19 protein-coding genes are annotated in these 23527 nt (G+C 71.6%); 17 read left to right on the top strand and 2 right to left on the bottom strand.

The genetic code is table 11. The features are described 5' to 3' along the window. The first annotated feature begins 55 nt into the window (after positions 1 to 55). Genes tatC through lnt form a run of 3 tightly spaced genes read left to right on the top strand, consistent with a single transcriptional unit; the run spans position 56 to position 4832 of the window. On the top strand, positions 56 to 850 hold the full coding sequence (gene tatC, locus JD276_RS08655; RefSeq protein WP_200115374.1) for a twin-arginine translocase subunit TatC: 795 nt from the start codon (positions 56 to 58) through the stop codon (positions 848 to 850). Further along, positions 847 to 3141 carry a DEAD/DEAH box helicase gene (locus JD276_RS08650; RefSeq protein WP_200115252.1) on the top strand — a complete coding sequence of 765 codons (2295 nt, stop codon included), beginning with the start codon at positions 847 to 849 and terminating at the stop codon, positions 3139 to 3141. Before tatC ends, JD276_RS08650 begins: the two co-directional genes overlap by 4 nt. Continuing rightward, positions 3138 to 4832 (top strand): apolipoprotein N-acyltransferase, encoded by a 1695-nt coding sequence (lnt, locus tag JD276_RS08645; protein ID WP_307866506.1) that lies wholly within the window; start codon positions 3138 to 3140, stop codon positions 4830 to 4832. The genes JD276_RS08650 and lnt overlap by 4 nt, the downstream gene beginning before the upstream one ends. 12 nt (positions 4833 to 4844) lie before the next feature. Here lnt and JD276_RS08640 read toward each other — a convergent pair whose 3' ends face one another. Further along, the gene (locus tag JD276_RS08640) at positions 4845 to 5204 is read right to left on the bottom strand and encodes an RNA polymerase-binding protein RbpA (protein ID WP_200115251.1); all 360 of its coding nucleotides are present in this window, start codon (positions 5202 to 5204) and stop codon (positions 4845 to 4847) included. Positions 5205 to 5406: 202 nt separating this feature from the next. Between JD276_RS08640 and JD276_RS08635 the strand changes: the two genes are divergently transcribed. The 8 genes from JD276_RS08635 (at position 5407) to JD276_RS08600 (ending at position 17820) form a co-directional block, all read left to right on the top strand. Then, on the top strand, positions 5407 to 6168 hold the full coding sequence (locus JD276_RS08635; protein WP_200115250.1) for an SDR family oxidoreductase: 762 nt from the start codon (positions 5407 to 5409) through the stop codon (positions 6166 to 6168). Between the two features lie 401 nt (positions 6169 to 6569). Beyond that, positions 6570 to 11174, top strand: coding sequence for a glutamate synthase large subunit (gltB, locus tag JD276_RS08630; protein WP_200115249.1), 4605 nt, complete (start codon positions 6570 to 6572; stop codon positions 11172 to 11174). Next, positions 11167 to 12615 carry a glutamate synthase subunit beta gene (locus tag JD276_RS08625; RefSeq protein ID WP_200115248.1) on the top strand — a complete coding sequence of 483 codons (1449 nt, stop codon included), beginning with the start codon at positions 11167 to 11169 and terminating at the stop codon, positions 12613 to 12615. The genes gltB and JD276_RS08625 overlap by 8 nt, the downstream gene beginning before the upstream one ends. An 83-nt stretch (positions 12616 to 12698) precedes the next feature. Next, positions 12699 to 13343: an NAD(P)-dependent oxidoreductase gene (locus JD276_RS08620; protein ID WP_200115247.1), complete on the top strand. Its 645-nt coding sequence runs from the start codon at positions 12699 to 12701 to the stop codon at positions 13341 to 13343. A gap of 9 nt (positions 13344 to 13352) precedes the next feature. Continuing rightward, the gene (locus JD276_RS08615; RefSeq protein WP_200115246.1) at positions 13353 to 14918 is read left to right on the top strand and encodes a DUF7059 domain-containing protein; all 1566 of its coding nucleotides are present in this window, start codon (positions 13353 to 13355) and stop codon (positions 14916 to 14918) included. Positions 14919 to 14930: 12 nt separating this feature from the next. Then, complete coding sequence (gene hisD, locus JD276_RS08610) at positions 14931 to 16259, top strand: histidinol dehydrogenase (protein WP_200115372.1); 1329 nt, start codon at positions 14931 to 14933, stop codon at positions 16257 to 16259. A 2-nt stretch (positions 16260 to 16261) separates the two neighbouring features. Further along, positions 16262 to 16765, top strand: a complete 504-nt coding sequence (gene nrdR / locus JD276_RS08605; protein ID WP_200115245.1) for a transcriptional regulator NrdR — start codon at positions 16262 to 16264, stop codon at positions 16763 to 16765. Between the two features lie 8 nt (positions 16766 to 16773). Further along, a complete protein-coding gene (locus JD276_RS08600) occupies positions 16774 to 17820 on the top strand; it encodes a quinone-dependent dihydroorotate dehydrogenase (RefSeq protein WP_200115244.1) in 1047 nt (348 codons plus the stop codon). Positions 17821 to 17930: 110 nt separating this feature from the next. On the opposite strand, the gene JD276_RS08595 is transcribed toward JD276_RS08600, so the two are convergent. Continuing rightward, a complete protein-coding gene (locus JD276_RS08595) occupies positions 17931 to 18512 on the bottom strand; it encodes a DUF3043 domain-containing protein (protein WP_307866505.1) in 582 nt (193 codons plus the stop codon). A gap of 173 nt (positions 18513 to 18685) precedes the next feature. On the opposite strand from JD276_RS08595, the gene erpA reads away from it, so the two are divergent. From erpA to JD276_RS08565, 6 genes are all read left to right on the top strand, one after another. Then, a complete protein-coding gene (gene erpA, locus JD276_RS08590) occupies positions 18686 to 19069 on the top strand; it encodes an iron-sulfur cluster insertion protein ErpA (RefSeq protein WP_200115243.1) in 384 nt (127 codons plus the stop codon). A 155-nt stretch (positions 19070 to 19224) separates the two neighbouring features. Further along, positions 19225 to 20082 carry an aa3-type cytochrome oxidase subunit II gene (gene ctaC, locus JD276_RS08585; RefSeq protein ID WP_200115242.1) on the top strand — a complete coding sequence of 286 codons (858 nt, stop codon included), beginning with the start codon at positions 19225 to 19227 and terminating at the stop codon, positions 20080 to 20082. An 18-nt stretch (positions 20083 to 20100) separates the two neighbouring features. Then, positions 20101 to 21747 carry an aa3-type cytochrome oxidase subunit I gene (gene ctaD / locus JD276_RS08580; RefSeq protein ID WP_200115241.1) on the top strand — a complete coding sequence of 549 codons (1647 nt, stop codon included), beginning with the start codon at positions 20101 to 20103 and terminating at the stop codon, positions 21745 to 21747. 18 nt (positions 21748 to 21765) lie between these two features. Next, positions 21766 to 22188: an aa3-type cytochrome oxidase subunit IV gene (gene ctaF / locus JD276_RS08575; protein ID WP_200115240.1), complete on the top strand. Its 423-nt coding sequence runs from the start codon at positions 21766 to 21768 to the stop codon at positions 22186 to 22188. Between the two features lie 12 nt (positions 22189 to 22200). Further along, entirely contained in the window at positions 22201 to 22644 is a 444-nt protein-coding gene (locus tag JD276_RS08570) for a GNAT family N-acetyltransferase (protein WP_200115239.1), read from the top strand. Positions 22645 to 22647: 3 nt separating this feature from the next. Further along, positions 22648 to 23061, top strand: a complete 414-nt coding sequence (locus JD276_RS08565) for a TetR/AcrR family transcriptional regulator (RefSeq protein WP_200115238.1) — start codon at positions 22648 to 22650, stop codon at positions 23059 to 23061. Positions 23062 to 23527 lie beyond the last annotated feature (466 nt).

The following is a 23527-nucleotide window of genomic DNA, read 5'->3' as shown; positions in this document are numbered from 1 at the left end:
CTAGACTGAGCGGGTGGCTGTGAAAACCAGGCGTACGCGCAACCCCGACGGGCGGATGAGCCTGGGCGAGCACCTCGTCGAACTGCGGAAGCGCCTGATGATCGCGGCGATCGCGATCCTCGTGGGCCTCGTCGCCGGCTGGTTCCTGGCCGACTGGGTGTGGGACATGCTGCGCCAGCCGGTGATCGACATCCAGGAGCAGCAGGGGCGCGACGCCACCATCAACTACCAGGACATCACGAGCGCGTTCGACACCAAGCTGCAGATCGCGCTGTTCATCGCGATCATCATCGCCTGCCCGGTCTGGCTCTATCAGATCTGGGCATTCCTGGCTCCCGGTCTCACGGGCAAGGAGAAGCGGTACGCGATCGCCTTCATCGGCAGCGCCGTGCCGCTCTTCCTCGGCGGCGCCTTCGCCGGCTGGCTCGTGATCCCGAACATCGTGCGGCTGCTCACGAGCTTCGCCCCCGAGGAGGATGCGGCCTTCATCAACGCGCGGCAGTACCTCGACTTCTCGGTGAAGCTGCTGCTCGCCGTCGGCGTCGCGTTCGTCATGCCGGTGCTCCTCGTGCTGCTGAACTTCCTCGGCGTGCTGCGCGGCATGACGCTGCTCAAGAGCTGGCGGGTCGCGATCCTGTGCATCGTGCTGTTCGCCGCGATGGCGACCCCTGCGGCCGACCTGCTGAGCATGTTCCTGCTGGCGCTGCCGATCGTGCTGCTCTACTTCGGCGCGGTGGCGATCGCGATCCTGCACGACAGACGGGCGGACAAGCGACGAGCGACCGAGCTCGCCGACTACGACCTCGAACCCGGGCCCGGAGGGGCGACCCCGAGGGGCGACGCGACGTGACGGGCGAGGCCTCCTCGCATCCGGCGCTCGATCACTTCGCCGCGGGCCGCGGCTACCCGCTCGACGCCTTCCAGCGCACGGCGTGCGAGCGGCTCGAGGAGGGGCGGAGCGTGCTCGTCGCGGCGCCGACGGGCTCCGGCAAGACGACCGTCGCGGAGTTCGCCGTGGTGCTGGCCCGGCGCGAGCGAGACGCGCGCATCTTCTACACGGCCCCGATCAAGGCGCTGTCGAACCAGAAGTTCCACGAGCTCTGCGCGGAGTACGGCGAGGACGAGGTGGGCCTGCTCACCGGCGACGTGAACGTGCGCGGCGACGCCCCGATCGTGGTGATGACCACCGAGGTGCTGCGCAACATGATCTACGCGGACTCGACGGCGCTCTCGGACCTGGCGTTCGTCGTGCTCGACGAGGTCCACTACCTCGGCGACCGCTTCCGGGGCGCGGTGTGGGAGGAGATCATCCTCCACCTGCCGCGCACCGCGAGGATCGTCGCGCTCTCGGCCACCGTGTCGAACGCCGAGGAGTTCGGCGACTGGATGCACACGGTGCGCGGCGACACCGACGTGATCCTCTCCGAGCACCGGCCCGTGCCCCTCTACCAGCACGTGCTCACGTCGAAGGCGCTGCTGCCGCTCATCGTGGACGGCGATGGCGAGCTCGCGTCGCGCGGGCGCGTGAACCCCGAGCTGCGCATGCTCGAGGGCGGGCCGGTGCGGGGCGGGCGCTCCGCCCTCGACGGCCGCCCCGGCCGGGACCGGCGGCGGGAGCGGAGCCGCGGGCGGCCTCCGCAGCGGCGCGGTCGGCGCATCTCGCACGCCGATGTCGCCCGCGCGCTCGACGAGACCGGGCTGATGCCGGCGATCGTCTTCGTCTTCAGCCGCAACGGCTGCGACCAAGCGGTGAACCAGTGCCTCTTCGAGGGCATCCGCCTCACGACCCGCGACGAGCGCGACGAGATCCGGGCGGTCGCGCGCGCGGCGCTCGAGGGGATGAACGAGGACGATCTGAGGGTGCTCGGGGTGCGGGAGTGGATCGCCGGCCTCGAGCGGGGGATCGCCGCCCACCACGCCGGCCTGCTCCCGGTGTTCAAGACGGTGGTCGAGCGGCTGTTCCAGCGCCGCCTCGTGAAGCTCGTGTTCGCCACCGAGACGCTCGCGCTCGGCATCAACATGCCCGCCCGCGCCGTCGTCATCGAGAGCCTCGAGAAGTTCAACGGGGTCGAGCGCGTGCCGCTCACCTCGGGCGAGTACACCCAGCTGACGGGCCGCGCCGGCCGGCGCGGCATCGACACCGAGGGGCACGCGGTCGTCGTCTGGAGCGACGGCGTCGACGTCGAGGAGCTCGCGCAGCTCGCCGGGGCGCGCGCCTTCCCCGTGCGGTCGAGCTTCAGGCCGACGCCGAACATGGCCGTCAACCTGCTGCAGCGCCTCAGCGCGACGCGGGCGCGGGAGACGCTCGAGCTCTCCTTCGCGCAGTTCCAGGCCGATCGCGCCGTGGTGGACCAGGCGCGGGAGCTGCGCGCCGAGCAGGAGTCGCTCGCCGGCTACGAGGCGGCCGTCGCGCGGGCCCAGGGCTCCGACCGGAAGCGCTGGGAGGACCGCGCACGGAAGCTGCGCCGCCGGATCGAGCGCGGGCGTCGACAGATCGCCTCGCGCACGGGCACGATCACCCGCACGTTCGACCGTGTCGTGGAGATGCTGATCGAGCTCGACTACCTCTCGCCGGCCGGGTCGGACGCCATCGACGTGACGCCGTGGGGCGGCCTGCTGCGCCGCATCTACGGCGAGCGCGATCTGCTCGTCGCCGAGTGCCTGCGGCGCGACGTCTGGGCCGGCCTCGACGCGGCTGGGTTCGCGGCGCTGTGCTGCGCGCTCAGCTACGAGCCGAGGCGAGACGACGAGGGCGAGCCCCGGCTCCCCGGGGGCGCCTTCGCGCGCGTGTACGAGTCGACCCTCGACGTGTGGGTGGAGCTCGACGACCTCGCCGACCGCCACCGGCTGCCGCGCACCGAGATGCCGCACGCCGGGCTCGCCGCCGCCATGCACGCGTGGGCGTCGGGGCGCAGCCTCGAGCGCGTGCTCGAGGTCGCGGGCTGCGGTCCGGGCGACTTCGTGCGCTGGGCGAAGCAGACCATCGACCTGCTCGATCAGCTGTCGCAGCTCGGGGCGGGGGCGCATGAGGCGGGGATCGACGCGGCCGACGCCGAACGGCTGGAGAGCCTCTCGCGGCTCGCGAGGGATGCGAAGCGGGCGGTGCGCCGCGGCATCGTCGAGGCGTCGAGCACATCGTGAGCGCCGACCGCGAGACCGCCGCCGACGAAGTCGCCGCCGCTGACACCGTGACGGGGGAGACGGCGGCCCGCCGCGCGGCGCCGGCGCGGCTGCGCTGGTGGCTCGCCCTGCTGGCCGCGGCCGCCGGCGGCCTCCTGCTCGACCTCTCGGGCCCGGGCGTGGCCTGGTGGCCCGCGGCATTCCCGGGCGCGGCGCTCGTGCTCGCCGCCGTCTGGCAGCAGCGCCCCGGCGCCGGGGCCGCGGCCGGCGCCGTCGCGGGAGCGGCCTTCTGGCTGCCGCACATCTCGTGGCTGACGCTCTACCTGGGCCCGATCCCGTGGCTGGCGCTCAGCTGCATGATGGTCGTCTGGTTCACCCTGTTCGGTCTGCTCGCGGCGATCGCGACGCGCGGCCTCTCGGCCCTGGCCCGCCGCGGGGGCGACCGCGCGGTCGCCGCCGGGGTCGCGGCGCAGAGCCTGGCGGCGGCGGGACTGTGGGTCGTGCGCGAGCAGCTGCAGTCGACGTGGCCGTACGGCGGCTTCGCCTGGGGCCGCCTCGCGCACACGCAGGCCGACGGACCGCTCGCCCAGCTCGTCTCCTGGACCGGCTTCGCCGGGCTCTCTGGGATGCTGGCGCTCGCCTGCGCCGTGCCCGTGGCGGTGTGGTTCTCCGCTCGCGGGCGGTCGGACGCGCGGGTCCGGAGCGCCGCGCCCGCCGTCGCAGGCGCCCTCGTCGTGCTGACCCTGCTCGCGCTCGTGCCCGCCGCGCCGCTCGAGCGCACCGGCACGCTGCGGGTCGCCGCCGTGCAGGGCAATGCCAAGGCCGGCATCTTCGACGATCGCGAGTCGGGCGACGTGATCCGCACCCACATCGACGCCACGCGAGAGTTGCTCGACCGGCTGGAGGAGTCGGGCGACCGGGTCGACGTGATCGTGTGGCCGGAGAACAGCGGCGAGTTCGATCTGCCCGGAACCGTGCTCAACGATTTCCGCGTCGCACGGCTCGCGAAGCGGGCGGACGCGCCGATCGTCGTGGGGTCGATTCTGCGCGACCCCGACGGCAGCTACACGAACAGCTCCCTCGTGTGGGGGCCGCGAGGCGACGAGGGGGAGCGGTACGACAAGCGGAGGCCCGTGCCCTTCGCCGAGTACATGCCGCACCGCGACTTCTACCACGCCATCGTCCCCGACCTCATCGACCTCGTGCAGCTCGAGTACGCCGCAGGCACGCGCCCGGCCGCGTTCGACGTGCCGCTGACGACCGGAGGCGCCGAGCCGGGAACCCCGGCGAGCGTGCGCGCGGGCATCGCCATCTGCTTCGACATCATCTTCGACGATCACGCGGTGGCGATGCAGCGGGACGGCGCGGAGGTCGTCTTCGCCCAGACGAACAATGCCGACTTCGGACGCACGGACGAGAGCGCGCAGCAGCTGCACATCGCCCGGCTGCGCGCGATCGAGATGGGCCGGTCGGTCGTGAACGTCTCGACCGTCGGCACGAGCGCCATCGTCTCCCCGGACGGCTCCGATCTCGATCGCCTCGAGCCCTACACCGCCGATGCCATGGTGGCCGATGTGCCGTTGGCGGCGGGGGAGACGCCCGCTCTGCGATTCGGCGCGGCCGTCGCCGGCGGGTGGATCGTCCTGGGCCTCGCCGGTGCCGGCGCCGGCGCACTGCTCGTCGCCCGACGGGCGGGCCGCGCGGCCGCGTGAGCGCGTGCGGGCCTACTTCTTCCCGCCGCGACGCTCCCTGAGCAGCCGGAGCCGCTCCTCGAGCAGCTCCTCGAGCTCCTCACGGCTGCGCCGCTCGATGAGCATGTCCCAGTGGGTGCGCTGCGTCGACTCCTTCTCCTCGAATTCGGCGCGGGCCGTGCGGCCGGCCTCGTCGTCGAGGAAGCCGAGCTCGCCGGTGCGCTGGTCCGTCCACTCGGGCGGCGGCTCGGCGTCGCCGTCGAACATGACGGTGAATCGCCGGCCCTTCTCGGTGAGGTACTCGACGCGCTGCCGGGGCGAGAGCTCGATGCCCTCGTCGCCCTGCAGGCTGGTCGAGCCGATGCGTGCGCCTCGGAGCGTGCGTTCGGCCATAGGATCCTCCTCGCCTCGCAAGTGTCGAGCCGGCCCCGGAGATCCGAGCCGACCCCTCCTCAGTTGGCAGCGTACTCCCTCCCCAGCCGCGGCGATACCCCCGCGCCCGAGGGCACAGCCCGCTTCCAGTACGCTGGGAAACGTCGGCCGCCGGGCTTCCGCGCCGCGGTCGGCGTCCCGCAACAGACATGAAGGAGCACCCGTGTCCCAGCCCCTCGAACCCAACAGCCTGGCAGGCCGCCGCGCCCTGGTGACCGGCTCGTCCCGCGGCATCGGCGCCGACACCGTGCGCTACCTCGCCGAGGCGGGAGCCGACGTCGTCATCAACTTCCGTAACAAGGCGCCCCGGGCCGAGAAGCTCGCCGGGCAGCTGCGCGAACTCGGCGTTCGGGCGCTCGTGCAGGGCGCCGATCTCACCGACCCGGCCTCGGTGGGGGCGATGATGGACGCGGTGCGCTCCGAGTTCGGCGGGCTCGACATCCTCGTGCTCAACGCCTCCGGCGGCATGGAGAGCGGGATGGAGGAGGACTACGCCCTGAAGCTGAACCGCGATGCGCAGCTCACCGTGCTCGACGCCGCCCTCCCGCTCATGGGCGAGGGATCGCGCGTCGTCTTCGTGACGAGCCACCAGGCGCACTTCATCCGCACCACGCCGACCATGCCCGAGTACGAGCCCGTCGCGCTCTCGAAGCGGGCGGGCGAGGACGCGCTGCGCGAGCGCATCCCCGAGCTCGCCGAGCGGGGCGTCGAGTTCGTCGTCGTCTCGGGCGACATGATCGAGGGCACCGTGACGGCGACGCTGCTCAATCGGATGAACCCCGGCGCCATCGAGGAACGCCGGGAGCAGGCGGGGCGGCTCTACAACGTCTCGGAGTTCGCGGCCGAGGTCGCCCTCGCCGCGACCGAGCCGGTTCCCGAGGACCACACCCGTCTGACGGGGGACACCTCGAGCTTCGCGGGGTAGGCGGCGCATCAGGCCGGCCCCCCACGACGGCCCCGCTCCCGCCCCCGGGAGCGGGGCCGTCGTGCTCCTGCGCGACCGGCGAGGCGGGCGCCCGCAGCGCGGCCGGCACGCGTCGGTGCGCTGTGTTTCGGGAGTGTTTCGCGCCCATTTCCGGTACGTTTTTCCGAATCACAGTGTGCGGCGAAGCGCAAGGGTTGCCGAATATTATTCGTCGAAACTCCGATATATCTCGAACTCAACGTATAAGGTGCGTCAGATGATTCGTTCGACCGAATAAACGAGTGTATTCTGGGATCTCCCGGTCTCGACGTCCGGCCGGAGCAACGGCGCTTCGACCGCATCGGCGTTCCAGGCCTTGCCACCCTCGGGCCGCCGACGTCCCGCCGAGAGAGAGGACGTCGATGAGCGTCAGACCAGCGAGCCCGCAGCGCACCGCCCCCGGCCGGATCGGCCTCTACGACCCGGCCGACGAGCGAGACGCGTGCGGCCTCGCCTCGGTCGTGGCGCTCACCGGCACCCCGAGCCACGACATCGTGAGCCTCGCGCTCGAGGCGCTCGAGAACCTGGAGCACCGCGGGGCCGTGGGCTCCGACGCCGGCACGGGCGACGGCGCCGGCATCCTCTGCGACATGCCAGACGACTTCATCCGCGCGGTGCTGGCCGAGCGGGATCCCGCGCTCGAGCTGCCCGAGGCCGGCCGGTACGCGGCGGGCCTCGCGTTCCTGCCGCAGGAGACATCCGCGCGCCGCGCCGCGCGCTACCGGATCGCCGCGATCGCCGCCGAGGAGGGCCTGCGGCTGCTCGCCTGGCGCCCGGTCGCGGTGCGACCCGAGGTGCTGGGGGAGCGCGCCCGTCAGGCGAGCCCCGTCATCGAGCAGCCGATCCTCGTCGCACGGGAGGCGGGGGCCGTCGACACGCTGAAGCTCGAGCGGCGCGCCTTCCGCACCCGTAAGCGCATCGAGCGCGAGACCGGCGTCTACCTCCCGTCGCTCTCGGCGCGCACCCTGGTGTACAAGGGCATGGTCACGACGCTGCAGTTGTCCGGGTTCTACCCGGAGCTGTCGGACGTGCGCTTCGCGTCGCGCTTCGCCATCGTCCACTCGCGCTACTCGACCAACACCTTCCCCTCGTGGCACCTGGCGCAGCCGCTGCGGATGGTCGCGCACAACGGCGAGATCAACACGGTGCGCGGCAACCGCAACTGGATGCGCGCCCGCGAATCGCAGCTCGAATCGAGCGCACTCGGCGACCTGCGCCGGCTGCAGCCGATCTGCTCGGACGGGGGCAGCGACTCCGCCAGCTTCGACGAGGTGCTCGAGCTGCTCGTGATGGCCGGCCGCTCCCTGCCCCACGCGCTCGCCATGATGGTCCCCGAGGCCTGGGAGTCGGAGAGCGCGCTCAGCCCCGAGCTGCGCGACTTCCTCGAGTACCACTCGCTCGTGATGGAGCCCTGGGACGGTCCGGCGGCCATGATCGCCTCGGACGGCGGCGAGCTCGTCGCCCTGCTCGACCGCAACGGGCTGCGCCCCGGCCGCTACCAGGTGACCGCCGACGGCCTGCTCGTGATCGCGAGCGAGACCGGCGTGCTCGACTTCGCCCCCGAGCGGGTGGTGCGCCGCGGCCGCCTGCAGCCCGGCCGCATGCTCGCCGTGAACCTCGAGACGGGCGCGATCCGCGAGGATTCCGAGGTGAAGGAGGAGCTCGCCGCGCTCGCCCCCTGGGGGGAGTGGCTCGAGGAGGGGCGGATCCGGCTCTCCGACCTGCCCGAGCGCGAGCACCTCGTGCACCCGCCGGCATCCATCACGCGGCGCCAGCGCACCTTCGGCTACACCGAGGAGGAGCTGCGGCTGCTGCTCGCGCCCATGGCCCGCGAGGGCGCCGAACCGCTGGCGGCGATGGGCACCGACACGCCGATCGCCGTGCTCTCCGAGCGCCCCAGGCTGCTGTTCGACTACTTCGTGCAGCAGTTCGCCCAGGTCACGAACCCGCCCCTCGACGCCCTGCGCGAGGAGCTCGTGACGAGCCTCGCCACCAGCATCGGCCCGCAGGCGAACCTGCTCGCCCAGTCGGCGGAGCACGCGCGCCAGGTCATCGTCGACTTCCCCGTCATCGACAACGACGCCCTCGCCAGGATCCAGCACTTCGGGGACGATCCGGAGCGGGAGCGGGCCGTGACGATCCGCGGCCTCTATCCGGTCGACTACGACGCCAGGGGCCTCGCCGATCGGCTCGAGGCGATGTGCTGGGAGGCGAGCGCCGCGATCGACGCCGGGGCGGAGTTCATCATCCTGTCCGATCGCGACAGCAACAAGGATCTCGCCCCGGTGCCGTCCCTTCTCGCCGTCTCGGCCGTGCACCACCACCTCATCAGGCAGGGCACCCGCATGCGGGTCGCCCTCATCGCCGAGGCGGGCGACGTGCGCGAGGTGCACCACGTCGCGGCGCTCATCGGCTACGGCGCCGCCGCCGTGAACCCGTACCTCGCCATGGAGACGGTCGGCCTCCTCGTGCGCGACGGGTCGATCGAGGGCGTGACCGAGGCCGAGGCCGTCGCGCGCCTCATCAAGGCCCTCGGCAAGGGGCTGCTCAAGGTGATGAGCAAGATGGGCATATCGACCGTCGCGTCCTACTGCGGCGCGCAGACCTTCGAGGCGATCGGCCTCGCGCAGGACGTCGTCGACCGCTTCTTCACCGGGACGAGCACCCGCCTCGGCGGCGTCGGGCTCGACGTGATCGCCCGCGAGGTCGCGGCGCGGCACCGCAGCGCCTATCCCGACGACCCGGCGGCCCTGACGCACCAGCGGCTCGAGACCGGCGGCGAGTACCGCTGGCGCCGCGGCGAGGAGCCCCACCTCTTCGACCCCGAGACGATCTACAAGCTGCAGCACGCCACCCGGACGGGGCGCAGCGAGATATTCTCCGAGTACACCCGTCGCGTCAACGAGCAGCAGGAGCGGCTCATGACCCTGCGGGGCCTGATCCGCCTCTCGCCCTATCGCGAGCCCGTGCCGCTCGCCGACGTGGAGCCCGTGAGCTCCATCGTGAAGCGCTTCGCGACCGGCGCGATGAGCTACGGCTCGATCTCGCCCGAGGCGCACGAGACGCTCGCGATCGCGATGAACAGGCTCGGCGGCCGCTCCAACACCGGCGAGGGCGGCGAGCGCGAGGACCGTCTGCTCGATCCCGAGCGCCGCAGCGCCATCAAGCAGGTCGCGTCGGGCCGCTTCGGCGTGACGAGCATGTACCTCACGCACGCCGACGAGATCCAGATCAAGCTGGCCCAGGGCGCGAAGCCGGGCGAGGGCGGGCAGCTGCCTCCGGGCAAGATGTACCCCTGGATCGCGGCGACCCGCCACGCCACCCCGGGCGTCGGGCTCATCTCCCCGCCCCCGCACCACGACATCTACTCGATCGAGGATCTCAAGCAGCTCATCTTCGACCTGAAACGGGCGAACCCGGGAGCCAGGATCAGCACCAAGCTCGTCTCGCAGTCGGGGATCGGGCCGGTCGCGGCGGGCGTCGCCAAGGCGCTCTCCGACGTCGTCCTCGTCTCGGGGCACGACGGCGGCACCGGGGCGAGCCCCATGAACTCGCTGAAGCACGCCGGCGCGCCCTGGGAGCTCGGCCTCGCGGAGGCGCAGCAGACGCTGATGCTCAACGGGCTGCGCGACCGCGTCGTCGTGCAGGTCGACGGCCAGCTGAAGACCGGGCGCGACGTGGTCGTGGCCGCGCTGCTCGGCGCCGAGGAGTTCGGCTTCGCCACGGCCCCCCTCGTCGTCTCCGGCTGCATCATGATGCGCGTCTGCCACCTCGACACCTGCCCCGTCGGCGTCGCGACCCAGAACCCCGAGCTGCGCGAGCGCTTCACGGGGCGGGCCGAGCACGTCGTCAACTTCTTCCGCTTCATCGCGGAGGAGGTGCGGGAGCTGCTCGCCTCGCTCGGCTACCGCAGCCTCGACGAGGCGGTCGGCGACACCCGCGCGCTCGACGTCGACGAGGCGATCCGGCACTGGAAGGCCGAGGGGCTCGACCTCACTCCGATCCTGCGCGGGCCGTCGTTCCCCGACACGGCGCCCCGCCGCTGGGGCCGCGAGCAGGATCACGAGCTCGGCGAGCACTTCGACCGGGCGCTCATCGAGATGTCCGGCGACGCGCTCGAGCGCCGCGAGCCCGTGGTGATCGACCTGCCGATCCGCAACATCGACCGCGCCGTGGGCACCATGCTCGGGCACGAGGTCACGCGCAGGTTCGGCGCGGAGGGACTCGCGCCCGAGACGATCGACATCACGCTCACGGGGTCGGCCGGCCAGTCGCTCGGCGCATTCATGCCGGCCGGCATGACGCTGCGGCTCATCGGCGACGCGAACGACTACGTCGCGAAGGGGCTCTCGGGCGGCGAGATCGTCATCCGGCCGCACGCCGACGCCGGCCACGAGGCCGCCGGCAACGTGATCGCCGGCAACGTGATCGGCTACGGCGCGACGAGCGGCTCGATCTGGATCGCGGGCGTCGTGGGCGAGCGCTTCCTCGTGCGGGGCTCGGGCGCGACGGCCGTGGTCGAGGGGGTGGGGGACCACGCGCTCGAGTACTTCACGGGCGGCTTCGCCCTCGTGCTCGGGCCGACGGGGCGCAACATTGGCGCCGGCATGTCCGGCGGCGAGGCGGTGCTGCTCGACCTCGATCCCGACAACGTCAACTCGGCCGAGCTCGCCTCGGGCGCGCTGGCGCTGCGGCCCCTCGGGGCCGGGACGGCGGAGGAGCTGGCGCTGCGCGAGCGCGTGCGCGCCCTGCTCCGGCGGCACGTCGAGCAGACCGGATCGGCGGTCGCCGAGGATCTGCTCGCCGAGATCGAGACCGACCCGGATCGGGTGTTCGCCCGCTTCACGAGGCTCGTCCCGCAGGGTTACTCGCGCGTGCTCGAGATCCGCGAGCGTGCGACGCGGAACGGCATCGACCCCGACGGCGACCAGGTGTGGACCGAGATTCTGGAGGCGACCCGTGGCTGATCCCCGTGGTTTTCTGAAGGTGCGCGAGCGCGAGCTCGCTCCGAAGCGTCCCGTGCCGATCCGGCTGCAGGACTGGCGCGAGGTCGTCGACCCCGCCGACCCGACCGTCGTCGCGCGGCAGGCCTCGCGGTGCATGGACTGCGGTGTGGCGTTCTGCCACCAGGGCTGCCCGCTCGGCAACCTGATCCCGGAGTGGAACGACCTCGTGTGGCGGGGCCGCGAGCGGGAGGCTCTCGACCGTCTGCACCAGACGAACAACTTCCCGGAGTTCACCGGACGCGCCTGCCCGGCGCCCTGCGAGTCGGCCTGCGTGCTCGGCATCAATCAGCCGGCCGTCACCATCAAGCAGGTCGAGAACAGCATCATCGACCAGGGGTTCGCGAACGGCTGGGTCGAGCCGCGACCGCCCGAGCGCCTCACCGGCAAGACGGTCGCCGTGGTGGGCTCGGGCCCCGCGGGTCTCGCCGCGGCGCAGCAGCTCACACGGGCGGGGCACACCGTCGCGGTGTACGAGCGCGACGAGGAGCCCGGCGGCCTGCTGCGGTTCGGCATCCCGGACTTCAAGCTCGAGAAGGCGCTCGTCGAGCGTCGGGTCGCGCAGCTCAAGGCCGAGGGGACCCGCTTCCGCACGGGCATCGAGATCGGTCGCGACATGAGCTGGACGGAGCTGCGCCGCCGCTTCGACGCCGTCATCGTGGCGACGGGCGCGACCGTCCCCCGGGAGCTGAGCCTCCCCGGCCGCGACCTCGACGGCATCATGTACGCGATGCCCTACCTCAGCGCCGCCAACCGCGTGAGCTCCGGATCCCTCGAGGCGACCCCGTTCGACGCGGCGGGCAGGCACGTCGTCGTCATCGGCGGCGGCGACACCGGCGCCGACTGCATCGGCACCGCGCACCGCCAGGGCGCGGCGTCGGTGACGAACCTCGCGATCGGGCGTCGACCCGGCGAGACGCGCGGCGACGCGGAGCCGTGGCCCGTGCACCCGAAGCTGTTCGAGGTCACGAGCTCGCACGAGGAGGGCGGCGAGCGGCGCTACCTCGCCTCGACCGTCGAGTTCGTCGGGGACGGGGGATCGGTGCGGGCGCTGCGGGTGGCCGAGACGGGCTTCACGGAGCGCGGACGCGAGCCGATCCCGGGAACGGAGCATCTGATCGACGCCGATCTCGTGCTGATCGCGATGGGCTTCTCGGGGCCGGAGCCGATCGAGGATCCGGGGCTGGCGCTGCCCCACGGGCGACGCGGCGCGTTCGAGCGGCGGAGGGACTACTCGACCTCCCTCCCGGGCGTCTTCGTCGCCGGGGATGCCGGGCGCGGGCAGTCGCTCATCGTCTGGGCCATCGCGGAGGGGCGGGCCGCAGCCGCCTCCGCCGACGCCTATCTCACGGGCGAGACGGTGCTGCCGGCCCCCGTGACCGCGCACGATCGCGCGTTCGCGTAGCGCGGTGCCGGGCGGGTCGCCGGAATACGGGGCGAGCGCCCGGAGTTGCACCGGGGGAGAGGCACTGAGAGGACGGGACGGGCATGGCGGACATCACGGTGATCGGCGGAAGCGGCTATGCGGGATCGCACATCGTCGAGGCGGCGGCGGTGCGCGGCCACTCGGTGACGAGCATGACCAGACGGGAGGCCGCCGAGCAGATGGCGGGCGTGCGCTATCTGGAGGGGGCGATCGGGCGTGCCGAGGACCGCGCCCGGGCCCTCGACGGCGCCGAGGTGGTGATCGTGGCGGTGTCCCCGCGCGGCGAGATGGCGGGAGCGCTGCGCCCGGCCATCGCGGAGCTCGCCGCCGAGGCCGGGGCCGCCGGCGTGCGTCTCGGCGTGGTGGGCGGCGCGGGATCGCTGCTGCAGAGCGCGGGCGGCCCGCTGGTGATGGACGGCCCCGACTTCCCGGATGAGATCAAGCCCGAGGCCGCGGAGATGGCCGGCGTGCTCGACGACCTGCGCGCGACCCCCGACTCCCTCGACTGGTTCTACGTCAGCCCGGCGGGAGGATTCGGCCCGTGGGCCGCCGGCACATTCCGCGACGAGTACCGGGTGGGCGGCGACGTGATCCTCACCGACGAGAACGGCGCGTCGGAGATCTCCGGCGCCGACTTCGGCATCGCCGTCGTCGACGAGATCGAGGAGCCGCGGCACCGCCGCGCCCGCTTCACCGTCGCGTACTAGCCTGGTGCGGTGGACTCCCGACTCATCGACCTCCTCCGAGCCGACCTGGCCGAAGCCGGGTACCGCGGCCCGGCCGTGACCGCCCTGCTCGGCGCCCCCGCCGACTCGGCGCGGCAGCGGGGCGTGTTCGCCCCCGCGCGACGCGTGCTGCGCGAGCGCGGTCCGAGCCCGATCGCGTCGCTCGTCCGCCTGTTCCTGCTCGGCGAGGGGCTGCCCGCCGGGGAGCTCGACGCCGCGCTTCCCCGCCTGGGGAGCGCGGGCGCGGCGACGCTCGGCCTCGTCGCCGCCGCGGGTGCGGGCGGCGCGGGGCAGCGTGCGCTGCGCGCGGCCCTCTCCCTGAACCCGGTATCCGTGGAGCGCGGCCGTGAGGGCGCCGACGAACGCGCCGACGAGTGGTGGATCCTGTCGGATCTCGACGACCAGCTGCGCCGGGGCCCGGCTCGCCCCGACCACGTGATGGGCGTCGGGGGCGCGACGCGCTCCCTGCTCGCGCAAGCCCCGACCCGGCCGGTCGCGAGCGCGCTCGATCTCGGCACCGGCTGCGGCGTCGTCGCCCTCCACCTGGCCGGCCTGACGAGCGGTCGGGTCGTGGCCACCGACATCTCCGAGCGCGCCCTCGCCCTCGCCCGGGCGAACGCGAGACTGAACGGGCTGGAGGAGCGCATCGAGTTCAGGCGCGGCGACCTCTTCGGGCCCGTCGCCGGCGAGCGGTTCGACCTGATCCTGTCGAACCCTCCGTTCGTGATCACGCCCCGCGGCGACGCCGACGCCCCGGTCTACGAGTACCGCGACGGCGGCCGCACCGGCGACGAACTCGCGGCAGCCGTCGTGCGGAGCGCGCCCGAGCACCTGGCCGAGGGCGGCGTGCTGCTGTGCCTCGCGAACTGGGAGTCCCCGTGGGGCAGCGACGGGTTCGAGCGCGTGCGCGGCTGGATCGCGGACGCCGACGCCGTCGCGGGGCCGCTCGCCGCCTGGGTCGTCGAACGCGACCGGGTCGATCCCGCCCGGTACGCCGAGACCTGGGCCCGCGATGGAGGGGCCCGACCTGGTGAGGCGGAGTTCGAGCGCCTCGTCGAGGCCTGGATCGACGACTTCTCCGCGCGGCGGGTCTCCGCGGTCGGTCTCGGCTCGATCCGCGTCGAACGGCTCGAGCCCGGCAGCGAGGCCCCGCCGATCCGGCTGGAGCGCGCCGGCGGCGCCTTCGACGTCGCGCCGGGCCGCGCGCTGCAGCGGGCATTCGACGTCGCCATCGCGTGGGCGGGTCGGAGCGACGGCGAGCTGCTCGCGACGCGGTGGCTGCTGGATCCCGCGGTCGAGGAGGAGCGCCGGCACCGGCCGGGCGAGGAGGCTCCGAGCGACATCGCCCTGACGAGCGCCCGGGGGATCGCGCGACGGGTCGCGGCGGACCCGCTGCTCGCGGCGGCTGTCGGCGCCTGCGACGGCGAGCTGACTCTGGGGCAGATCGCCGACGCGCTCGCGACCCTGCTCGAGGTGGACGGCGAGGCCGCCGCCGAGGCGCTCTGCGACGGCGTCCGCGAGCTCGTGTGGCTCGGGATGCTCGCCCCCGCCGCGTAGAATGGTCGGGTGATGCGAACTATCGACCTCCGAGGGCGCGACCTCTCCCGATCCGAGCTGCTCGGGCTCGTTCCGCGCGCCGCCGTCGACGCGGAGACGGCGGTGGAGCGGGTGCGCCCGCTCGTCGCCGACGTGGCCGCGCGGGGCGAGGCTGCGCTGCGCGAGCAGGCCCGCGACTTCGACGGCGCGGAGGGGCACGCGCTCCGCGTGCCCGAGGAGACGATCGCCGCCTCGCTCGCGGACTGCCCGCCCGAGGTCAGAGGAGCGCTCGAGGAGCTCGTCGCCCGGCTGCGCCGCGGATCCGCCGCCCAGGTGCCGGCCGAGCAGGTCACCCGCTTCGCCGACGGGGCCGTGATCCGGCAGCGCTGGCAGCCGGTCTCGCGGGTCGGCCTGTACGCGCCCGGCGGCAAGGCCGCCTATCCGTCGTCGGTCATCATGAACGCCGTCGCGGCGCAGACCGCCGGCGTGCCGAGCCTCGCGCTCGCGTCGCCGGCCCAGCGGGAGCACGGCGGCTCCGTGCACCCCGCCGTCCTGTGGGCGGCGGCGCTCGCGGGCGTCACCGAGGTCTACGCGATCGGCGGGGCGGGCGCCATCGCCGCGTTCGCGCACGGCGTGCCGAGCATCGGACTCGACCCCGTCGACGTGGTGACGGGCCCCGGCAACGTCTTCGTCGCGGCGGCCAAGCGCGTCGTCAACGGTCTCGTCGGCATCGACTCGGAGGCCGGCACGACCGAGATCCTGATCATCGCGGACGACGGCGCCGACCCCGAGTTCGTCGCCGCCGACCTCATCAGCCAGGCCGAGCACGACGAGGCCGCGGCGTCGGTGCTCGTCACCGACTCCGAGCCCTTCGCGGCCGAGGTGCTCGCCGCGGTCGCCCGGCGCGCCCCGCGCACGCGCCACTCAGAGCGCGTGCGCACGGCCCTCGGCGGTCCCCAGTCCGCAGTGATCCTGGTCGACGACCTCGCGACGGCGGCGCGCCTGAGCAACGCGTACGGGCCCGAGCACCTGGAGATCCAGACCCGCGACGACGAGTCGGTGCTCGCGGGCATCACGGACGCGGGCGCCATCTTCGTGGGCGGCTACACGCCGGTGAGCCTGGGCGACTACCTCGCGGGGTCGAACCACGTGCTGCCCACCGGCGGGACCGCCCGCTTCGCCGCCGGCCTCGGGGCCCACACCTTCCTGCGCCCGCAGCAGATCATCGGCTACGACCGCGCCGCCCTGGCGGAGGTGCACGCGCCTCTGCTCGCGCTCGCGGCGGCGGAGGGGCTGCCCGCCCACGGCGAGGCCGTCAGCGCTCGCTTCCCCTCGCCGGGCCCGGTAGCCGGAGAGGAGTAACGATGCACTGCCCCTTCTGCCGTCACGCCGACTCGCGCGTCATCGACTCGCGCACCTCGGACGACGGGCTCTCGATCCGACGCCGACGCCAGTGTCCCGAGTGCGGCCGCCGCTTCAGCACCACCGAGACGGCCAGTCTCACGGTGATCAAGCGCTCCGGCGTGGTCGAGCCGTTCAGCCGGGAGAAGGTGATGGCGGGCGTGCGCAAGGCCTGCCAGGGGCGTCCCGTCACCGACGCCGATCTCGCGCTGCTCGCGCAGCAGGTCGAGGAGTCGGTGCGCGCCACGGGCGTCGCCCAGCTCGAGGCCAACGACATCGGCCTCGCGGTGCTGCCCCACCTGCGCGAGCTCGACGAGGTCGCCTACCTGCGCTTCGCGAGCGTCTACCAGGCCTTCGACAGCCTCGCCGACTTCGACTCCGCGATCGCCGAGCTGCGGGATCATCCGAGGGCCGGGCGCCTCCCGGGCGATCCCGCCGAAGCCGCCCCTTCCATCTCCAAGGAGTAACCGCACCCATGCGCCTCTATCCGACGCTCTTCACCACGGTGCTCCGGCACATGGATCCCGAGACCGCGCACCATCTGGCGTTCAGCGCGATCCGGATCGCCCCGGCCCTCGAGCGCGCGCTGCGGGGTCTGTGCGCCCCGGATCCCGGGCTGAGGGTGCGCGCCCTGGGGCTCGACTTCCCGAGCCCCTTCGGCCTCGCGGCGGGATTCGACAAGAACGCCGAGGGCATCGCCGGCCTCGGCGCCCTCGGATTCGGGCACGTCGAGGTGGGCACGCTCACGCGGCACGCGCAGCCCGGCAATCCGAAGCCCCGCCTGTTCCGCCTCGTCGCCGACCGGGGGCTCATCAACCGGATGGGGTTCAACAACGGGGGCTCCGCGGCCGCCGTGCCCCGGATCGAGCGCGCCAGGATGCGGCGTCACCGGCCGATCATCGGCGTGAACATCGGTAAGAGCCGCGCCACCGAGGTCGAGGACGCCGTCGAGGACTACGTCTGGAGCGCGCAGCGGCTCGCCCCGATCGCCGATTACCTCGCCGTGAACGTCAGCTCCCCGAACACGCCCGGCCTGCGCGGCCTGCAGGAGCTCGAGATGCTCGAGCCGCTGCTCACCGCCGTTCGCGACGCCGCGGGGAAGACCCCGCTGCTCGTGAAGATCGCCCCCGACATGGGCGACGAGCAGGTCGACGGGATCGTCCGGCTCGCCGCGAGGCTCGGCCTCGACGGCGTCATCGCGACCAACACCACGATCTCCCGCGAGGGGCTCGCGACGCCCGCGACCGAGGTCGAGGCCATGGGCGCCGGCGGGCTCTCCGGAGCTCCGCTGCGCGACCGCGCGATCGAGGTGCTGCGCCGGGCGCGCGCCGCGGCCCCCGAGGGGTTCTGCGTGATCTCCGTCGGCGGGGTGACGACCGCCGCCGACGTGCTCGCGCGGCTGGAGGCGGGAGCGGATCTCGTGCAGGGGTACACGGCCTTCATCTACGAGGGGCCCGCCTGGGCGGGCGAGATCAACCGCGGGCTCGTGCGCGCCGGATGGCGGGGCAACGCCGCCTCCTGACCCGCGCCCTCCCGCGGAGCCGGGTCGGAGCTCCGGGCGGGCGACCGGCGACGGAAGAGGGCCCGGCAGATCCGAGTGGAACTGCCGGGCCCTCCGCGATCCCGAACCGATCAGCTCGGGTACTGCCCGCGCTTCACCTGCGGCTTCGGGATGCGGAGCATGCGGAACTGCAGCGCCCGCATGGCGGCGTACCAGCGGAACCCGGGCTGCACCTTGTCGGCCCCGAACTTCGCGCCGAGCTTGCGCTTGAGCACCGTGCCGAGCAGCACCGCGTCGACGATCGCGATCGCCACGAAGGCCCAGATGACGAACAGGCTCACGACCTGCACGGGGCCGGGGATGAAGGTCATGACGAGCACGACGAGCATCATGGGGATCAGCATCTCACCGACGTTCCAGCGCGCGTCGACGTAGTCGCGCACGTACCGGCGCTGCGGCCCCTTGTCGCGGTAGGTGAGGAAGCGCTCGTCGCCCTGCATCATGCCGACGCGGGCGCGCTCCCGGCGCTCCTGCTCCTGGCGGCGCTGGGCCTTCAGCGCCGCCTTGTCGCGGGAACCCACGAGCGGCTGAGCCCTGGCCGCCTGCGCCTGCTTGCGGGAGGGCGTGGGACGGCCCTTGCCGACGGGGCCCTGGGAGCCGTCCTCGGGCTGCTCGCCCTCGCTCGACGTCTCCGCAGTGCTCTTCTTCGCCACGCCTGACCCTCTCGTTCGATGCGCGACCCGCGCGCCCGTCAACTCCGGCGATGCGCCGGACCCACACCAGAATACCGTGCCGAGCACTCGGGTCATGAGCAGCCGCACGGCGTAGACTGAGGGCGACACTCGAGACGCGAGACCATGCCAGTGCGTGAGCAAGGAGGGTGCACATGAGCGCCGACACCATCAGTACCGAGACCCAGGGGAACGTGGCCGCCGAGGAGCGCGCCCACGGAGTCGCTCTCACGGAGACCGCGCAGGAGAAGGTGCGCAGCCTGCTCGCGCAGGAGGGGCGCGACGACCTGCGGCTCCGCATCGCCGTGCAGCCGGGCGGCTGCTCGGGCCTCATCTACCAGCTCTTCTTCGACGAGCGCACGCTCGACAACGACGCGGTCGTCGACTTCGGGGGAGTGGAGGTCGTGGTCGACATGATGAGCATCCCGTATCTCAATGGTGCAACGATCGACTTCGAGGACACGATCCAGAAGCAGGGCTTCACGATCGACAATCCCAACGCCCAGGGGAGCTGCGCCTGCGGCGACAGCTTCAGCTGATCCGCAAAAGCCCGAGCCGGATTCCGCGACCCCCCGGCGTGTGTTCGAACGGCGCTCAGGATCACGCTAAGCTGTCAGGTAGTCATCAGCTTCGCCTGCCTAGAACGGCGGCGAGACAACGTTTCGAAAGGTATGCGGTGCGTTCCAATCGTCGAATGAAATGGGTCGCGGCGCCCGTCGCGCTGACAGTGGCGCTGGTGCTCGCGGGCTGCACTGCGGAGCAGCAGCGCGGCTTCCTCCCCGCTGGGTCCGAGGGTGCCACGAACCACACGGACGGGATCACCGGCCTCTGGGTGACCTCCTGGATCGTGCTGCTCGCCGTGGGCGTCATCACCTGGGGGCTCATCATCTGGGCGACGATCGCCTACCGCCGCCGCAAGGGGCAGACCGGCATCCCGGTGCAGATGCGCTACAACATGCCCATCGAGACGTTCTTCACGGTGGTCCCCGTCATCCTCGTGCTCGGCTTCTTCGCCTTCACGGCTCAGGAGCAGTCCAAGATCGAGGCCCGCGACGCGAACCCCGAGAACGTGGTCGAGGTCATCGGCAAGCGCTGGGCGTGGGACTTCAACTACCTGAACGACGACGTGCACTTCTCGGGCGTGCAGGTGCAGACCGACGAGAACGGCTCGGCCAAGCCCGAGACCATGCCGACACTCTACCTGCCGGTGGACAAGACGACCGAGATCCGTCTCGAGACCCGCGACGTCATCCACTCCTTCTGGGTGGTCGAGTTCCTCTACAAGAAGGACATGATCCCCGGTCAGACGAACTACATGACCTTCACGCCGACCAAGACCGGCACGTTCATGGGCAAGTGCGCCGAGCTCTGCGGCGAGTACCACTCCATGATGCTGTTCGAGGTGAAGGTCGTCGAGCAGGGCGAATACGACGCGTACATCGAGTCGCTGAAGGCTACCGGCGAGAACGACGGGTTCCAGGGGCTCGAGTTCAACCCGAACCAGGACTACGTCGCACCCGACAACGACCAGTCTCTGGCCCAGAACGAGTAACGAGGGATGAGCGAAATCATGAAGAAAGGCAACGTCGTTGTCTCGTGGCTGACGTCCACGGATCACAAGGTCATCGGGTACATGTACCTGATCTCCTCCTTCGTGTGGTTCCTGATCGGCGGGCTCATGGCCCTGATCATCCGCGCGCAGCTCTTCGCTCCGGGCCTCGAGGTCATCGCGACGAAGGAGCAGTACAACCAGCTGTTCACCATGCACGGCACGATCATGCTGCTCATGTTCGCGACGCCCCTGTTCGCGGGCTTCGCCAACGTGATCATGCCCCTGCAGATCGGCGCTCCCGACGTGGCGTTCCCGCGTCTGAACGCCTTCGCGTTCTGGCTCTACACCTTCGGCTCGCTCATCGCGGTCGGCGGCTTCCTCACCCCGCAGGGTGCGGCGTCCTTCGGCTGGTTCGCCTACGCGCCGCTCTCCGAGATGACCTTCTCGCCCGGCGTCGGCGGCAACCTCTGGGTGCTCGGCCTCGGCGTCAGCGGTTTCGGCACGATCATGGGCGGCGTGAACTTCATCACGACCATCATCACGATGCGCGCCCCCGGCATGACCATGTGGCGCATGTCGATCTTCTCCTGGAACACCCTCATCACATCGATCCTGGTGCTGCTGGTCTTCCCGGTGCTCGCGGCCGCGATGTTCGGTCTCGCGGCCGACCGCATCTTCGGCGCCCACATCTACAACGGCGAGGGCGGCGCCATCCTCTGGCAGCACCTCTTCTGGTTCTTCGGCCACCCCGAGGTGTACATCATCGCGCTGCCGTTCTTCGGCATCGTCTCCGAGATTTTCCCGGTCTTCAGCCGCAAGCCGATCTTCGGCTACAAGACGCTCGTCTACGCGACGATCGCCATCGCGGCGCTCTCCATGACCGTGTGGGCCCACCACATGTACGTCACCGGCTCGGTGCTGCTGCCATTCTTCGCGCTCATGACGATGCTCATCGCCGTCCCCACGGGCGTGAAGATCTTCAACTGGCTCGGCACGATGTGGCGCGGCTCGATCACCTTCGAGACCCCGATGCTCTGGTCGCTCGGCTTCCTCGTGACCTTCGTCTTCGGCGGCCTGACCGGCGTGATCCTCGCGTCGCCCGCTCTCGACTTCCACCTCTCCGACACCTACTTCGTCGTGGCGCACTTCCACTACGTCGTCTTCGGAACGGTGGTGTTCGCGATGTTCGCCGGCTTCTACTTCTGGTGGCCGAAGTGGACCGGCAAGATGCTCAACGAGCGTCTCGGCAAGATCCACTTCTGGGTGCTCTTCATCGGCTTCCACATGACCTTCCTCGTGCAGCACTGGCTCGGTGTCATGGCGGCTCCCCGTCGCTACTACACCTACCTGCCCGAGGACGGCATCACCTGGATGAACCAGCTCTCGACCGTCGGGGCGATGATCCTCGGCGCATCGATGATCCCGTTCCTGCTGAACGTGTACGTCACCGCGCGCCGCGCGCCGGCGATCACCGTGAACGACCCGTGGGGCTACGGCCGCTCGCTCGAGTGGGCCACCTCCTGCCCGCCGCCCCGCCACAACTTCACCTCGATCCCGCGCATCCGCACGGAGTCGCCCGCCTTCGATCTCAACCACCCCGAGATCAGCGGCATCAAGCAGGTCGGCCAGGAGGGCGACTCGCGCGAGCTCGCCGGCACGAAGTAGTCCGAGGAGATTCAGACAGTGAAATCCAACATCGTCATCTTTTGGATCCTTGCGGCTTACTTCTTCCTGCTCGCAGCGGTCTACACGGGATGGAACCTCATCGAGCACCAGTACCTCGAGTGGGTGGGTTCCACCGCGATCCTGCTGTCGGGAGCGCTGGCGGCGTTCATCGCCTTCTATCTCGGACTCGTGCGGAAGAAGGCGGGCGGCGTCTTCGTCGAGGACCGCGAGGATGCCGACATCGACGACGGGGATCCCGAGCTCGGTGAGTTCAGCCCCTGGAGCTGGTGGCCCATCTTCCTGGCCTTCGCCGCCTCGGTCGTGGTGCTCGGTCTCTGCATCGGCTTCAACTTCTGGCTCTCGTTCATCTCGGTTCCCCTCGTGCTCGTCGGCGTGGTCGGCTGGGTCTACGAGTACTACCGCGGCAACTTCGCGCGGTAAGGCGGGCGTCACGTGAGCATCACGATTCGAAGGGGGCAAATCGAGGACGCGGCCGTGCTCTTCGATCTGGCCCGCCAGTACCAGACGGGTCGCGAGCCGATCGGCCGCGATGAGTTCTCGGTCGCCCTCGACAACGTGCTGCGCCATCGCGACCAGGAGACCAACGTGCTCTTCGTCGCGGAGTCGGACGGCAAGGTCGTCGGCTACTCGCTGATGACGGTCTCCCGCCTGCTGCACGCTCCCGGGCTGACCGCTCACCTGCAGGAGATCGTCATCGACGAGGCCGCGCGCGGGCACGGTATCGGCGATCGGCTCATGCAGGCCAACGAGCACTACTGCATGGGGCGCGGTGTCCGTCAGCTGTCGGCGTCGACGTCTCGTATCGGCTCCTTCTACAACCACCGCGGGTTCGCCCCGATGGGCGAGCACTACCGCAAGATCCTCGACCTGGGATAGCGCGTGCCCGAGCGTCGACCACGGCGTAGGCCCGGCGAGAACCGGGAGCGTCTCCTGGAGGCCGGACTCATCGAGTTCGGCCTCTTCGGCTATCACGGGGCGAGTACCGCGTCCATCGCGGCCAGGGCCGACGTTCCGCAGCCGCACGTCTACGCGAGCTTCCGTGCGAAGCGGGATCTCTTCGTCGCCTGCTTCCAGGCCTCCCGCGAGGCCGCCCTCGAACGCCACGGCGTCGACCTCTCCCTCCACCAGCGGCGGGTCATCTACCAGGCTGTCGCCGCCCTCGGGGATCCTGCACTGCACGATGCGCTCGCAGAGGATCTGCACGAGCTGAGAGCCGTCGCGGGGCCTCGCTTCGATGCGCTGCTCCTGGAGGCCGCCGAGTCGCTCATGGCGCCCGCGGCAGACCCCGCGTAGAGGCGTGCATAGTCCTTGACACCGGGGGAGAGGTGTGCGGGGCCCACCACACCACTCCGGGCGTCCGCGGGTACTCCCGGGGAGGCCCGTCGTCCTGAGCGGGAGCCGGCGGGCCCGCGGGTTGACGAGCTGGCGGGCCGGCGGGCTGGCGGGCTGGCGGGCCGGCGGGCCGGCGGGCCGGCGGGCCGGCGGGCTGGTGGGCCGGCGGGCCCGCGAGCCCTTCTCGGCGCTCTCAAGAGTCCGGGTGTGCTCGAGATCGCTCTGCTCGGCCTGAGACTGCCCTCGAGAGGTCGAGCGAGAGACCGCTCCTCCGCTCGTCAGTAGGTGCTCATTTCGCCCGGTGGTTTCAGGGGGCTAACGCAACACCTCTTTTACCCGGAGGTGCTGTCATGAAGTTCTGGCCTTGGTCTACTATCGAGTCACTCTTGCACCTCTTGGTGCAGGGCTATTCCACGCTCGAGATCAG

The organism is Leucobacter chromiisoli (assembly GCF_016522505.1).
In the GTDB taxonomy this organism is placed as follows: domain Bacteria; phylum Actinomycetota; class Actinomycetes; order Actinomycetales; family Microbacteriaceae; genus Leucobacter; species Leucobacter chromiisoli.
The sequence above is the reverse complement of the archived record's forward strand: the minus strand, read 5'-3'. Positions and strand labels throughout refer to the sequence as shown.